This window comes from Streptomyces sp. NPDC001770, assembly GCF_053596135.1.
Genome location: NZ_JBSFFN010000045.1, coordinates 37,171 through 51,603, shown reverse-complemented (window position 1 = coordinate 51,603; position 14,433 = coordinate 37,171). Strand labels below are relative to the sequence as shown.

The window sequence follows — 14,433 nt, the reverse complement described above, 5'->3', positions numbered from 1 at the left end:
TTCTTTTTCTTTGTTTGTCGGCCAATCCCTCCAGTGCCCCCCCCATACAACCCGTGGGGGCGGGGGCCCTTAACGCTCCTTGTGCCGGCCCCCCGGCCCATTCGGTTTGAGGGTGCGGGCCGCTTCGGACTGGATGACTCTGAGTAGGTGATATCCACCTCGGAGTCAGGAGTGTCCATGTCCCACAGGTTTGCCCGTGCCCTGACCGGAGCGGTCGCGCTGGCATCCGCCGCCGCTCTGGCGGCCGGATCCCAGGCGTCGGCCGCGACCGGCAGCATCATCATCGGAGGAGAGCCCGTCAGTGTGGCGAACAGCCCGTGGGTGGTGGCTCTGTCCAGCCGCGCCCTGTTCGGGGAGTCGCGCGGCGGGCAGTTCTGCGGGGCGGTGGTGGTCGCTCCCACCAAGGTGCTGACAGCGGCCCACTGCCTCGGGTCCGACGTGCTCGGGGGTGAGGTGGCGGACGTGCCGGACCTGCGGATCATCGCGGGCCGGGACGATCTGCGCGGCACCGGAGGCCAGGAGATCTTGGTGAAGGACGCGTGGATCAACCCCGAGTACGACCCCGCCACGAATGTGGGCGACGCCGCTGTCCTGACGCTGGCAGAAGCGCTGCCGGAAGGAAGTTCGATCCCGGTCGCCCGGGACGGTGACGCGGCCTACTCGGCGGGCGGGCAGGCTCTCGTCTACGGCTGGGGGGACACGACCGGGTACGGCACGTACGCGTCGACGCTCAGGGCGGCCTCGGTGCAGATGCTGTCGGACGAGGCGTGCGCCGTCGCCTACCCCGGTGGCTCACGCGGGACGTACGACGCCTCCTCGATGGTCTGCGCCGGCGACCCCGAGGGCGGCTACGACGCATGCCAGGGGGACAGTGGAGGGCCGCTTGTGGTCGACGGGCGCCTCATCGGGCTGGTTTCCTGGGGCAACGGCTGTGCGCGCGCCGACAGCCCTGGGGTCTACACGAGGGCCTCCGCCGCGGTCACCTGGGCGGAAGGCGAAATCTGAGCCTCCCCGCCGCAGGCGGGAGCAGGGCGGACATGAGAACGGGCGGCCTCCCCCACACCGGGGAAGCCGCCCGTCGGACGGTCAGGGACCGGCCCATGGCTCGTCGTGGATGCGAGGTGTCAGTGTTGTGCCTCGTCGGCGACACCGGCCTGTACGGCGGTGAGCCGATCCGTCTCATCCTGTATTTCCGCGGCGATCTTCTTGAGTTCCGGCTCGAACTTGCGCCCGTGGTGGGCGCAGAAGAGCAGTTCACCGCCGCTGGTGAGGACGACGCGCAGATAGGCCTGGGCGCCGCAACGGTCACAGCGGTCTGCTGCGGTCAGCGGGCTCGCGGGGGTCAGAACAGTAGTCACGTCGCCTCTTCTCTAGCTCGACGAGCTGTCGTACCAGGGTCAACATCCAACCAGGCCGAAAACGTTCCCGCTCGTGGCATTTCTTCGAAAACTTCTTTTCAGGTGGCTGGGCTGCCGACGGTTGGCGGCGAAGGTGCCGTAATGCGGAGCGCTACGGTTTCGCGTTGCTGGTGTCGGGTCGGTCCTCCGGCTGGCTTGCCGGTTGTTCATGAGGACGTGCCCGGAGCCTAAATGGTTCATGCCTCAAATGGAACGTGATGTGCACGTCACTCCGAGGAGTGTTCGAACATCCATGCGACCTACTGGGGGGCTCGACTAGCATGATGATTCCCCGAGGGTGGCGTGACAACCGCTCTACCAGGCCTCGGTAGGCTTTCAGCGGCCACCACGGCCGCGCCCCATACCCAAACGGGCCCCCATTGAAATTCAGCGAGGAGCGAACCGCGTGACCGCCGATACGTCCGTGCCGTCCACTGCGCTGCTGACCGGAGCCGGCGGCGTCGTCGACAAGGACAGCTCCAACTACACCGCGCGGCACCTTCTCGTCCTCGAGGGGCTGGAGGCTGTCCGTAAGCGCCCCGGTATGTACATCGGGTCGACAGACAGCCGCGGCCTCATGCACTGCCTCTGGGAGATCATCGACAACTCGGTCGACGAAGCCCTCGGGGGGTACTGCGACCACATCGAGGTGATCCTCCACGACGACTCCTCGGTCGAGGTCCGCGACAACGGCCGAGGCATTCCCGTCGACGTCGAGCCCAAGACGGGCCTCTCCGGCGTCGAGGTCGTCATGACCAAGCTCCATGCGGGCGGCAAGTTCGGTGGTGGGTCCTACGCGGCCTCCGGCGGCCTCCACGGCGTCGGCGCCTCGGTCGTCAACGCACTCTCCGCGCGGCTCGACGTGGAGGTCGACCGGAACAGCTCGACCCACTCGATCAGCTTCCGGCGCGGGGTGCCGGGCATCTTCGTCGAGCAGGGGCCGGACAGCCCCTTCGACCCGGCCAACGGGCTCCGCAGGACCAAGCGGGTGCCCAAGGCGCGCACCGGCACCAGGGTGCGGTACTGGGCCGACCGGCAGATCTTCCTCAAGGATGCCAAGCTCAACCTGGAGACGCTGTACCAGCGTGCCCGCCAGACCGCCTTCCTCGTGCCCGGCCTCACCATCGTCGTGCGCGACGAGCGCGGCCTGGACGGCGAGGGCAAGACCGAGGAGACGTTCCGCTTCGACGGCGGCATCAGCGAGTTCTGCGAGTACCTCGCCCAGGACAAGGCCGTCTGCGACGTGCAGCGGCTGACCGGGCAGGGCACCTTCAAGGAGACCGTCCCGGTCCTCGACGACCGCGGGCACATGACCCCGACGGAGGTCACCCGCGAGCTGGGCGTCGACATTGCTCTGCGCTGGGGCACCGGGTACGACACCGTGGTCAAGTCCTTCGTGAACATCATCGCCACCCCCAAGGGCGGCACCCACGTGGCCGGATTCGAGCGCTCGCTGACCCGTACGGTCAACGAGGCGCTGCGTTCGGCCAAGCTGCTCAGGGTCGCCGAGGACGACGTCGTCAAGGACGACGCCCTGGAGGGCCTCACGGCGGTCGTCACGGTCCGGCTCGCCGAGCCGCAGTTCGAGGGGCAGACCAAGGAGGTGCTCGGTACCTCGGCCGCCAACCGGATCGTCGCCAACGTGGTGGCCAAGGAACTCAAGGCATTCCTGACGTCGACCAAGCGCGATGCCAAGGCGCAGGCCAGGGCCGTGCTCGACAAGGCGGTGGCTGCGGCCCGCACGCGCATCGCGGCGCGTCAGCACAAGGACGCCCAGCGCCGCAAGACGGCTCTGGAGTCCTCGTCCCTCCCCGCGAAGCTGGCCGACTGCCGCAGCGACGACGTGGAGCGCAGCGAGCTCTTCATCGTCGAGGGGGACTCCGCGCTCGGGACGGCCAAGCTCGCGCGCAACAGCGAGTTCCAGGCCCTCCTGCCCATCCGGGGCAAGATCCTCAATGTGCAGAAGGCGTCCGTTTCGGACATGCTGAAGAACGCCGAATGCGGGGCGATCATCCAGGTCATAGGAGCCGGGTCCGGGCGGACCTTCGACATCGAGGCCGCCCGCTACGGCAAGATCGTCCTGCTGGTGGACGCCGATGTCGACGGCGCGCACATCCGCATCCTGCTGCTCACGCTCTTCCAGCGGTACATGCGGCCGATGGTGGAAGCGGGCCGGGTCTTCGCGGCCGTGCCCCCGCTGCACCGCATCGAGCTGGTCCAGCCGAAGAAGGGCCAGGACAAGTACATCTACACGTACTCGGACGGCGAACTGCGCCAGACGCTGGTGGACCTGCGGCGCAAGAACATCCGCTTCAAGGACTCCATCCAGCGGTACAAGGGCCTGGGCGAGATGGACGCCGACCAGCTGGCCGAGACCACGATGGACCCCCGGTTCCGGACCCTGCGGCGGATCAACATCGGCGACCTGGAGTCGGCGGAGAAGGTATTCGACCTGCTGATGGGCAACGAGGTCGCGCCCCGCAAGGAGTTCATCACGAGCTCGGCGGCCACTCTGGACCGCTCGCGCATCGACGCCTGAGCCGTTCGGTACCGCTCAGCGTCTCTCGGGGGCCAGTGCTTCTCCGGGCCCGGCACTCTTCGCGGCGAGTGCTCCGGGCCGAGCGCCTCTCTGCGCCGAGCGCCTCTCCACCCGTGGGTGGAGAGGCGCTCTCCACCCGTGATCCACCCGGGGACCGATCCGCCGCCTGTCCTCCGTCCGTAGCGTCGAAGGCGTCCGATCTTCCCGTTCTCCGGAGGACGCCATGTCCGGCGTTGTCAGTGTTCTCGTGGTCGTCGCCGTTGCCGGCTGGACGCTGCTGCGCCAGTTCTCCGCGCGTCGTCTGCCGGCCCGGTGGTGGCTCCTTCCCACGATCCTGGCGGTGGTGTCGCTGCGTGGCGGGGAGTTGCTCGACGCACGTCACCAGACCCTTTCGGCGGAGGTGCTGGCGGCCGAGCTTGCCCTCGGGCTCGTCCTCGGCCTCGGCTGGGGACGGGCGACCCGGGTCTGGCGGGAGCCGGACGGCACTCCGTGGTCCAGGGGCACTCGTGCCGCGGCCTTCGTCTGGGCTGGTGGTCTGGCGCTCCGTGTCGCGCTCTGGGCCGCTGGGGCGGCCGCAGGGGTGAAACAGGGCAGTGACGGTCTCCTGCTCGCCCTGGCCGTAACCCTGCTGGCGCGAGAGGGAGTCCTGGCCTGGCGCCTCGCGGGACTCTCACCCGAGGCGGGGCCCGCCTCGAGCCTCGGGGGCAGATCACTCGCCGGGATCGGTCCTGTCGACGGGATACCGACGCCGGCGGCGGGAAAGGAGCTTCCGTGACTGGGGTGAGCTGGACCTCCTGGCCCTCCCGCGAAGCGCTCACGCGCAAGCCGAGGGAAACTGCCCGGACCGTTCTGTCCCTCCTCGTCTGGGCCCTGGTCGCCGCAGGACTGCTCTGGGCAACTCTGAGCGACAGCCGGTCGGGTCCCGCCACCCTCCCTGTCGCGCTCGTGGTGACGGCCTGCTGCTTCCGGGTGGCGCGGGGGTACCACCGGTTCACCCGGGAGCACCGGCTGTGGCCGTCACTGACCCTGCTGCTTCTCCTGGCGGGACTGGCACTGGTCGCGTACGGGGCGGGCACGACGGCGCTCGCGACCGCCCTCTGGTGCGGCAGTACCGTGCTCGCCATGGCGAGGCTCCCGCTCCGGGCAGCGGTGCCGGCGGCGGCACTCACGCTGGCGTGCTTCGCGGCCCTGGCCAGTGGCGGGTGGATGACCACCCTGCTCACGGGCGCAGGTCTCTGCCTGGGCGGCTACGCGGCCCGACTGGACGCGGAGGCGAGCGGGAGCGCTCAGCGGCTGCTCGCCCAGGAGCGTGCCGCCCGGGCGGCGGAGGCGGCGAGGGCGGCACTGGACGAACGTTCCCGGATCGCCCGGGAGATCCACGACGTGCTCGCGCACAGTCTGTCGGCCCAGATGGTGCATCTGGAGGCGGCCAGACTGCTGATCGAGCGTGAGCCGTCCGGCGCGTTCCGTGACCAGGTACTGGAAAGGGTCGTCTCGGCCCGCTCGATGGCCCGGGAAGGGCTGACCGAGACTCGGCAGGCGCTCTCCGCGCTCCGAGGCGAGATGACACCCGTCGAGGAGTTCCTGCGGAACCTGGTCTCCACCGGACCGGTCGAACTGAGCATGGAGGGGCCTCGGCGCCCTCTGTCGGCCGGAGCCTCGCAGGTGGTGCGGCGGGTCGCGCAGGAGGCCGTCACCAATGTGCGCAAGCACGCCCCTGGGGCGCATGTTCGGATACGGCTGGAATATCTGCCGGACACGGTGACCTTGGAGGTGCGGGACTCCGGAGGAGGGGCACCGGACGAGGAACTGATGACCGGTGGGCCGGGCTACGGTCTGACCGGAATGCGGGAGCGCGCCGAGATTCTCGGCGGGACATTGGAGGCCGGGCCGGGTGAGGAGGGATTCGTGGTGAGTCTGCGGGTTCCCGCGTGAGCGCGCGGGTGGTGGTCGCCGACGACCAGTCGGCGGTCCGTGAAGGCATCGTGATGCTGCTCGGGCTGCTGGGCGTCGATGTGGTCGGGGCTGCCAGGGACGGCGAGGAGGCGGTGGCGCTCGTCGCGGAGCACGCACCTGACGTGGTCCTCATGGACTTGCGGATGCCGCGTTGCGACGGTGTCGAGGCGACCAAGCGGGTTCGCACGGAGTACCCCGGTACCCAGGTCGTGGTCCTCACCACCTTCGACGACGACGAATCGCTCTTCGCGGCGCTACGGGCGGGTGCGCGCGGCTTCCTCACCAAGGACGCGGGCGGCGAGGAGATCGTGCAGGCCATCTCGGCCGTACTGTCCGGTGAAGCGGGTCTCTCGCCCGCCGTGCAGCGGCGTCTGCTGGAGCGCTTGGCCGGCGAGCCCGACGAGCCCCTGCCGGCGTCCTCCCGAGGCCAGGGCCAGAGCCCGGGGCAGAGCCCGGGGCAACTTCAGGGGCAGGGAGTGGGGCGGGGAGTGGGGCAGGGACTGGGGCACGGCCGGAAGCGGCTTCCCGACGGGCTGACGCCCCGTGAGGCGGAGGTGCTGGTGCTCATCGCCGAGGGGCTTTCCAACGCCGAAATCTCACGTCGGCTGCACGTCTCGCAGGCCACGGTGAAAACACACATCAACAACCTGTTCGCCAAGACGGGGGTGCGGGACCGGGCGCAGGCGGTGCGCTACGCATACGTACAGGGGCTCACACGGGCACCTGGTACGGATATCACCTGAACAGGTGAAAGCGGTGCATGCCGCAACCGAGATCCACCCTGTCCGGACACTCTTGACCGAGCGGCCGAAAAGGTTCGCGGACAAGGGAGTTGCTCGGTGGAGAAGGAAGCAGGGCGGGAGGTCGCGGCGCCGCGGCTCGACGACCCGTGGTATGACGCACTGACCCCCGGATGGGGCGAGCAGGACGGTACGGGGACCGCGACGAGCGACGCGCGGCCCGTGCCCGAGGCTCCACAGAGCGGCCACAGCGCTGCCGACATCTACCGCGAGGTTCAGCGGAGCGAGGCTTTCCGCGAAGTGCGCCGCAGGTACCGGAGGTTCGTCGCACCGGCGACCTGCGTGTTCCTCCTCTGGTACCTCGCCTACGTGGTCGCGGCCACCGGAGCGCCCGGGCTGATGGCCCGTCCGGTGGCGGGTGCGGTGAATGTCGCCATGGTCGCGGGGCTCGGCCAGTTCCTCACCACCTTCCTGCTGACCTGGGCGTACGCGCGGCACGCGCGGCTCCGCCGGGACCGGGCGGCGCTCGAACTGCGCTGGGAGACACAGGAGCTGACGAGAGGGGCCGAGCGATGAGCGGGGGCCACCAGACACTCGCGCTGGTGCTGTTCAGCGCGTTCATCGCCGTCACCCTCGGCATCACCACCTGGGTCGGCCGCAGCCGCAAGGGCTCCGCCGAGGAGTTCTACGCCGGGGGCCGGTTGTTCTCTCCCATGGAGAACGGTTTCGCCATCGCCGGCGACTACATGTCGGCCGCTTCGTTCCTCGGGATCTCCGGGCTGATCGCGCTCTTCGGCTACGACGGGATGCTGTACTCGGTCGGCTTCTTCGTCGCCTGGCTGGTCGTTCTGTTCCTGGTGGCCGAACTCGTTCGCAACTGCGGCCGGTTCACCCTCGCCGACGTGGTCGCCGCGCGCTTGGCGGAGCGCCCCGTACGCACGGCGGTCGGCGCCTCTTCGGTGACCGTCTCCGTGTTGTACCTCGTCGCCCAGATGGTCGGCGCGGGCAGCCTGGTCGCCCTGCTTCTCGGCGGCACCAGCGGCACCACCCGCTCCTGGACCGTGGTCGGGGTCGGCGCCCTCATGGTCGTCTATGTCTCCCTCGGCGGCATGCGGGCCACCACCTGGATCCAGATCGTCAAGGCGGTGCTCCTCATGGCCGGCACGATCGCTCTCACCGTGGCCGTGCTGGTGCGATTCCACGGGAACGTCAACGCTTTGCTCAACTCCGCAGCCGAACACAGCGGCCAAGGGGCGGAGTTCCTGGCGCCGGGCCTCAAGTACGGCGGAGGCTGGACGGCTCGCTTCGACTTCATCAGCCTCGGGGTGGCGCTGGTGCTCGGTACGGCCGGCCTGCCGCACATCCTGTCGCGCTTCTACACCGTCCCGACAGCCCGCGCGGCCCGCCGGTCCGTCGTCTGGGCGATCGGTCTGATCGGCAGCTTCTACCTGATGACCATCGTGCTGGGCTTCGGCGCCGCCGCGCTCGTCGGGTCGGCGGCGGTCCGGTCCTCCAGCGAGGCCGGGAACACCGCGGTTCCCCTGCTCGCGCTGGCGCTGGGCGGCGGAGAGGGCTCCACCGGCGGAACGATCCTCTTCGCCGTGGTCGCGGCCATCGCCTTCGCCACGATTCTGGCCGTGGTCGCGGGGATCACCCTCGCCTCCTCGGCCTCCGTGGCCCACGACCTCTACGCCTCGCTCCGCCGCCCGGGCGGCCAACCTCTCGGCGAGGTCGCGGTCGCCCGGGTGGCCGCCGTGGGGATCGGGGCGGTCGCCATCGGGCTGGGCCTGCTCGCCCAGGACCTCAACGTGGCTTTCCTCGTCGGACTGGCCTTCGCGGTGGCCGCGTCGGCCAACCTTCCGGCGCTGCTGTACTCGCTCTTCTGGAAGAACTTCACCACCCGTGGTGCCGTCTGGGCCGTGTACGGCGGGCTGGTTCCGGCGCTGGTTCTCGTACTGCTCTCGCCGGTCGTCTCCGGCGGGCCCAACTCACTCTTCCCCGGGGTCGACTTCCAGCTCTTCCCGCTGGAGAATCCGGGTCTCGTCTCCATTCCGCTGGGATTCCTCGCGGGGTGGATCGGCACGGTGACCTCCGACGAGTCGCCCGACCAGGACAAGCACGCCGAGACCGAGGTCAGGTCACTGACCGGGGCCGGGGCCGTATGACCGGGGTCGGCGCGGCGTGACCTGATCCGGGGCGGTGGGATCCGGGCCGGGCGGGGGTCGGTCTGAGCCGAGCGAGGTGACCGGAGCAGGTTGGCGGGAACGGGGCGGGTTGTTCTGAGCCGAGCCGAGCAAGGCAGCGCGAGCCGGGCAGGGGAGTCGAGTCGGGCAGTGCGAGCCGAGCTGGGCAGTGCGAGCCGAGCTGGGCAGTGCGAGCCGAGCTGGGCAGCGCGAGCCGAGCTGGGCAGTGCGAGCCGAGCCGGGCAGGGGAGTCGAGCCGAGGAGTGCGGCAGGATTTCGCAGGCACGCAATCGGTTTGCGCGCCTTGCGCTAATCTTGCGCTCATGACGCGACGACTTGCTCAGGTGGCACAGAAGGTTGGGGTCAGCGAGGCCACGGTCAGCCGGGTCCTGAACGGTAAGCCAGGTGTCTCGGACGCTACCCGGCAGGCGGTGCTCTCCGCGCTGGACGTGCTCGGATACGAGCGCCCGACCCAGCTGCGGGGCGAGCGGGCCAGGCTGGTCGGGCTCGTCCTTCCCGAGCTCCAGAACCCCATCTTCCCGGCCTTCGCCGAAGTGGTCGGCGGCGCGCTCGCCCAGCAGGGACTCACGCCCGTGCTCTGTACGCAGACCAAGGGCGGGGTCTCCGAGGCGGACTACGTGGACCTGCTGCTCCAGCAGCAGGTGTCGGGCGTGGTGTTCGCCGGCGGCCTCTACCACCAGGCCGACGCCGCACACGATCACTACAAAGTGCTCGCCGACCGGCGCATCCCCGTCGTCCTGATCAACGCGGCCATTGCCGAGCTGGGCTTCCCCGGTGTCTCCTGCGACGACTCCGTCGCGGTCGAGCAGGCGTGGCGCCACCTCGCCTCGCTCGGGCACGAGCGGATCGGCCTGGTGCTCGGCCCCAGCGACCACGTCCCCTCCCAGCGCAAGCTCGACGCCGCACGGCAGTTGGCGCGTGAGTACGGGGCGACGATCCCGGACGAACATGTCGCGCGGGCCATGTTCTCGCTGGAGGGCGGCCAGGCGGCGGCATCGAGGCTGCTCGACCGCGAGGTCACCGGCATCATCTGCGGCAGCGACCCGCTCGCGCTCGGCGCGGTCCGTGCGGTCCGCCGCCGGGGGCTCTCCGTGCCGCACGACATCTCCGTGGTCGGCTACGACGACTCCGCCTTCATGAACTGCACCGAACCTCCCTTGACGACGGTTCGTCAGCCCATCGAGGCCATGGGCCGGGCGGCGGTCGAGCTGCTGTCCGTGCAGATCGGGGGCAAAGCGGTGCCCTCGGACGAGCTGCTCTTCGAGCCGGAACTGGTGGTGCGCGGCTCGACCGCCCCGCCACCGCGCGAGAATTCACGCTGAGCTGTCGCTATTTTGCGTCCCCTGGGCCGTCCGTCCGGGGTGAGAGGGCGGGCGAGTAAGAGGTCGGGGCGGGCAGCGCCTGCGGCGGGGGCGGTCCGGTGTACTGGCCGCGCGGCCGCAGGCGCAGCGGGCGCTCCGTGTACTCCTCCAGGGCGTGCGCGATCCAGCCTGCCGTCCGCGCCACCGCGAAAACGGTCTCGCCCGCCTCTGCGGACATGCCCGTGGAGACCGAGAGCACGGCCAGCGCGAGATCGATGTTGGCGTGCAGCGGTACGTACCGGGCGGCGGTGGACACCACGTCGCGAGCCGCGGTGAGCACCGGCGCGGCCTCGGGCATGTCCTCCAGGAGGGTGAACAGGACCCGCGCCCGGGGGTCCTCGCCGCTGTAGAGACGGTGTCCAAGGCCGGGGACGCGCCGTCCGGCCCGTAGGTGTTCGGCGACGACCGGTGCGGCACCGCCCCGCTCCACGACCTCGCGGAGCATACGGTGGGCGAGCCCGCTGGCCGCGCCGTGCAGCGGTCCCTCCAGCACCCCGAGCCCCGCCGAGACGACGGCGTACGGATGCGCGTGCGCAGAGGCCGCCACGCGGACGGCGAGGGTGGATGCCGCGAGGTCGTGGTCGATCAGCAGCGCAAGCGCGGTGTCCAGAACGGCGAGTGACGCGGCATCGGCGGGATGCGCGGTGAGCGCGGGCCACAACCGGGCTGCGATGCCGGGGCCGTCGTCACCGGCGGCGTCCGCGGTACCGAGCTCCGTGCCGCCGGGACCCGCGGCACCGAGATCCGTGCCGCCGGGTTCCGTGCCGCCGGGACCCGTGCCGCCGGGACCCGCGACACCCGACCCCGCAGCGGCCGGGGCCGTACCGTCCGCCATCGCGCCCGACCCCGTACCGGCCGGGCGCAGCGCCTCCACCAAAGTCGGGATCAGGCCTCGGGCGGCGCCCAGGACCGAGGCGGGGGAGAGGTCGAACCGCAGCGGGTCGGCCGCCGACGCCGCGATGACGGCGACCCGCAGCCGGTCCGTCGCCCCGCTGTGCGCGGGGAGGGCGGCGACGGCCTGCCGCGCTGCCGTCAGGGCCTGTGCCGGAGCGGAGAAGCGGACACCCGGTCTGAGGTCGCCCGTCCACAGCCATTCGACGACTTCCTCGTAGCTGTGGTTCAGGGCGAGTGCACCTGCGTCGACGCCCCGGTAGAAGTACCGGTCCTGGTCGATGAGGGTGATGCCGGTGCGGAACACCAGATCGGCCCCGCCCACCGGCACGGCCTCGCGTCTGCCCGTACGCCGGGCCAGGGCCCTGACCTCGTCGGCGTCGAAGGTGCTGCCTCGCCCCCCGGGCGCGCGCACGCTGCTGAGCTGGCCGCGACTGACGTAGGCGTACACAGTCTCTGGCTTCACGCCGAGCAGCGCGGCCGTCTCGCGGGTGCTGAGCCGTTCCGCGCCGGGCTGGTCCGCGCCGGGCCGTGACGCGCCGGGCCTGTCCGTGTCGCGCCGTTCCGCGCCCGCCGGGTCGAAGCCGCCTGCTTCTTGATCCGTCATGCACTCACCGTATCCAGTCGTCCTATATTGATCCAATCAATATTGACGCCCTCAAAGTCAAGCATGGATAGTCGAATCAATAGTCAGGAAGATCTGAACAGGAACATCCGAAGAGGAGCTCGGCGATGCCGACCGAAACAACTCACAGCCCCGAGACCCACAGCCCCACCGAGCCCAGCAGCGCGACCCGGACCCACAGCCCCGCCCCGTCCGGCGTCCCGCGCGGTCTCGCGGGGGTCGTCGTCACCGACACGGCTCTGGGCGACGTCCGGGGGACCGAGGGCTTCTACCACTACCGCCAGTACTCGGCGATCGAGCTGGCGGAGACCCGGAGCTTCGAGGACGTCTGGTACCTGATGTTCCACGGTGAGCTGCCGGACGCCCCGGCCCGTGCCGCGTTCGCCGCGCGCCTCGCGGAACTGCGCCACCTCCCGGAGGAGGTCCGCGCGGCGCTGCCCGCCATCGCCCGCGCCGGAGCGGTGTCGGGGCCGCTGGCCGGGCTGCGTACCGCGCTCTCGCTGCTCGGGGCCTCAGCCGGATACCGCCCGCTGTACGACATCGAGCCCGGCCGCCGCCGTGAGGACGCGCTCGCCGTCTGCGCGGCCGTGCCCACCCTGCTGACCGCGCTGCACCGGCTCGGTGAAGGGCTCGACCCGGTCGAACCGCGCGACGACCTGCCGCACGCGGCCAACTACCTCTACATGCTCACCGGCGAGGTACCCGACCCCGTCCGCGCACGGGCCGTCGAGCGCTACCTCATCTCCACCGTCGACCACGGGTTCAACGCGTCGACCTTCACCGCCAGGGTCGTCGCCTCCACCGGGGCCGACATGACCGCTTGCCTGGTGGCGGCGGTCGGCGCGCTCTCCGGCCCGCTGCACGGCGGCGCGCCCAGCCGAGCCCTGGACACCCTGGACGCGATAGGAACTCCGGACCGCATCGACGGCTGGATCCGCGAACAGGTCCTCTCCGGCGGCCGGATCATGGGCTTCGGCCACCCCGTCTACCGCACCGAGGACCCGCGTTCGCGCATGCTGCGGGGGATCGCCCAGGACTTCGGCGGCCCGCTCGTCGACTTCGCCGTCGAGGTGGAGCGCCAGGTGGAGGCCATCCTCGCCGAGCTCAAGCCGGGCCGTGAGCTGCACACCAACGTGGAGTTCTACGCCGGGGTCGTGATGGAGCTCTGCGGGCTGCCGCGGACGATGTTCACGCCCACCTTCTGTGCGGCGCGGGTGGTCGGCTGGAGTGCCAATATCCTGGAGCAGGCGGCGGACTCGAAGATCATCCGCCCGGCGGCCCGCTATGTCGGGACGCCTCCGCCGCAGCCGGTCCCGGCCCCCTGACCGACGGCTGCTCCGCTCCGCTGTTCCGTGAGGATGGTCCGTCTTGCCCGCTTCGGCCACGCCCCGGGATGCCCGCGTCCCGCAGATCCCGGTCATCGTGCTCGCAGGCTTCCTCGGCTCGGGCAAGACCACGCTCCTCAACCACCTGCTGCACAACCGCGCCGGCAACCGGATCGGCGTGATCGTGAACGACTTCGGGGCCATCGAGATCGACGCCATGACGGTCGCCGGGCAGGTCGGCTCGACGGTCTCGCTCGGCAACGGCTGCCTGTGCTGCGCGGTGGACGCGAGCGAACTGGACTCCTATCTGGAGACCCTGACCCGGCCCGCCGTCCGCCTCGATCTGATCGTGATCGAGGCCAGCGGACTCGCCGAGCCGCAGGAACTCGTACGGATGCTGCTGGCGAGCGAGAACCCCCGGATCGTCTACGGCGGGCTGGTCGGGGTCGTCGACGCGGCCGAGTTCGACCGCACCCGGGAGCGGCACCCGGAGACTGACCGGCACCTCGCCGTCGCCGATCTGGTCGTGCTCAACAAGACCGACCGGATCGACGGAGCCGAACACGACCGGCTGCGCGCCGCGGTCGCCGCGCTGACCGACCGCGCCGCCGTCGTCTCCACCGAGCACGGACGGATCGATCCGGCACTGCTCTTCGACCCCGCGCTCCGCCCCGACACGGACCGGACAGCCCGCCAGCTCACCTTCGAGGACCTGCTGGCGGAGGACCGGACGGCGGAGGACCGGACGGCGGAGGACCGGCCGTCCGGGGAGGCGGACCACGGCGGGGCGGGGAACCACGGCGGGGCCCATCCCCACGCCGCGTACCAGAGCGTCGAGCTCTCCACCGGCACGCCCCTGGACCCCCGCCGCTTCATGCGGGTCCTCGACTCACGGCCGGAGGGGCTGTACCGGATCAAGGGCTTCGTGGACTTCGGCGCGGCCGACCCCCGCAACACCTACCTGCTGCACGCGGTGGGCCGGTTCCTCAGGTTCGTACCGCGTCCGTGGGGCCGCGGCGAACCGCGGCTCACCCAGCTCGTACTGATCGGATCGGGGTTCGACGCGGAGGGACTCCTGCGGGAACTGGAGGAGTGCCGGGTACCCTCCCCGGGCGACCCGGGCCCGTTCGACCGTGCACCGGAGACCGGGCCCACCGACGCGGACGAGCTGGAACGCGCCATGTGGGGCGTGCTGCGTTACGTGGCCGACGACCGGCCCGCCGAAAGGGTCGGGCCGGACGACGGGCCGGACGCCGGGCCGGACCCGGTGTAGCGACTCACGCGGTGGGCCGGGCGCGCCGGCCCGGCCCACGTACGCCGGGAGGACGGGGGCAGGGGCCCGCCGCGCCGCACCCGTCCTCCAGGCGATACCGCTCGCGCTCTCGCTGCACCGCC

The 14,433-nt window shown here is 70.8% G+C and carries 12 protein-coding genes; 10 read left to right on the top strand and 2 right to left on the bottom strand.

What is annotated here, in order from left to right; all coding sequences use genetic code 11:
- Positions 1-177 precede the first annotated feature (177 nt).
- Complete coding sequence (locus tag ACWCSV_RS30410) at positions 178-1,005, top strand: S1 family peptidase (RefSeq protein WP_451147692.1); 828 nt, start codon at positions 178-180, stop codon at positions 1,003-1,005.
- Between the two features lie 119 nt (positions 1,006-1,124).
- Here ACWCSV_RS30410 and ACWCSV_RS30405 read toward each other — a convergent pair whose 3' ends face one another.
- The gene (locus tag ACWCSV_RS30405; protein ID WP_451147690.1) at positions 1,125-1,358 is read right to left on the bottom strand and encodes a DUF7455 domain-containing protein; all 234 of its coding nucleotides are present in this window, start codon (positions 1,356-1,358) and stop codon (positions 1,125-1,127) included.
- Between the two features lie 445 nt (positions 1,359-1,803).
- Between ACWCSV_RS30405 and ACWCSV_RS30400 the strand changes: the two genes are divergently transcribed.
- From ACWCSV_RS30400 to ACWCSV_RS30370, 7 genes are all read left to right on the top strand, one after another.
- Positions 1,804-3,936 (top strand): DNA gyrase/topoisomerase IV subunit B, encoded by a 2,133-nt coding sequence (locus ACWCSV_RS30400; RefSeq protein ID WP_451147688.1) that lies wholly within the window; start codon positions 1,804-1,806, stop codon positions 3,934-3,936.
- Positions 3,937-4,159: 223 nt separating this feature from the next.
- Positions 4,160-4,711: a DUF1453 domain-containing protein gene (locus ACWCSV_RS30395; protein ID WP_451147686.1), complete on the top strand. Its 552-nt coding sequence runs from the start codon at positions 4,160-4,162 to the stop codon at positions 4,709-4,711.
- Positions 4,708-5,871, top strand: coding sequence for a sensor histidine kinase (locus tag ACWCSV_RS30390; RefSeq protein ID WP_451147684.1), 1,164 nt, complete (start codon positions 4,708-4,710; stop codon positions 5,869-5,871). The genes ACWCSV_RS30395 and ACWCSV_RS30390 overlap by 4 nt, the downstream gene beginning before the upstream one ends.
- Positions 5,868-6,635 (top strand): response regulator, encoded by a 768-nt coding sequence (locus ACWCSV_RS30385; protein ID WP_451147682.1) that lies wholly within the window; start codon positions 5,868-5,870, stop codon positions 6,633-6,635. Before ACWCSV_RS30390 ends, ACWCSV_RS30385 begins: the two co-directional genes overlap by 4 nt.
- Positions 6,636-6,731: 96 nt before the next feature.
- Entirely contained in the window at positions 6,732-7,208 is a 477-nt protein-coding gene (locus ACWCSV_RS30380) for a DUF485 domain-containing protein (protein ID WP_451147680.1), read from the top strand.
- On the top strand, positions 7,205-8,797 hold the full coding sequence (locus ACWCSV_RS30375; protein ID WP_451147678.1) for a solute symporter family protein: 1,593 nt from the start codon (positions 7,205-7,207) through the stop codon (positions 8,795-8,797). The genes ACWCSV_RS30380 and ACWCSV_RS30375 overlap by 4 nt, the downstream gene beginning before the upstream one ends.
- A 341-nt stretch (positions 8,798-9,138) precedes the next feature.
- The gene (locus ACWCSV_RS30370) at positions 9,139-10,158 is read left to right on the top strand and encodes a LacI family DNA-binding transcriptional regulator (protein ID WP_451147676.1); all 1,020 of its coding nucleotides are present in this window, start codon (positions 9,139-9,141) and stop codon (positions 10,156-10,158) included.
- Between the two features lie 7 nt (positions 10,159-10,165).
- Here ACWCSV_RS30370 and ACWCSV_RS30365 read toward each other — a convergent pair whose 3' ends face one another.
- On the bottom strand, positions 10,166-11,695 hold the full coding sequence (locus ACWCSV_RS30365) for a citrate/2-methylcitrate synthase (RefSeq protein WP_451147674.1): 1,530 nt from the start codon (positions 11,693-11,695) through the stop codon (positions 10,166-10,168).
- 125 nt (positions 11,696-11,820) lie between these two features.
- Here ACWCSV_RS30365 and ACWCSV_RS30360 point away from each other — a divergent pair, with 125 nt between their 5' ends.
- Both ACWCSV_RS30360 and ACWCSV_RS30355 read left to right on the top strand, forming a co-directional pair.
- Complete coding sequence (locus ACWCSV_RS30360) at positions 11,821-13,038, top strand: citrate/2-methylcitrate synthase (protein WP_451147672.1); 1,218 nt, start codon at positions 11,821-11,823, stop codon at positions 13,036-13,038.
- A 43-nt stretch (positions 13,039-13,081) separates the two neighbouring features.
- Entirely contained in the window at positions 13,082-14,311 is a 1,230-nt protein-coding gene (locus tag ACWCSV_RS30355; RefSeq protein ID WP_451147670.1) for a CobW family GTP-binding protein, read from the top strand.
- Positions 14,312-14,433 lie beyond the last annotated feature (122 nt).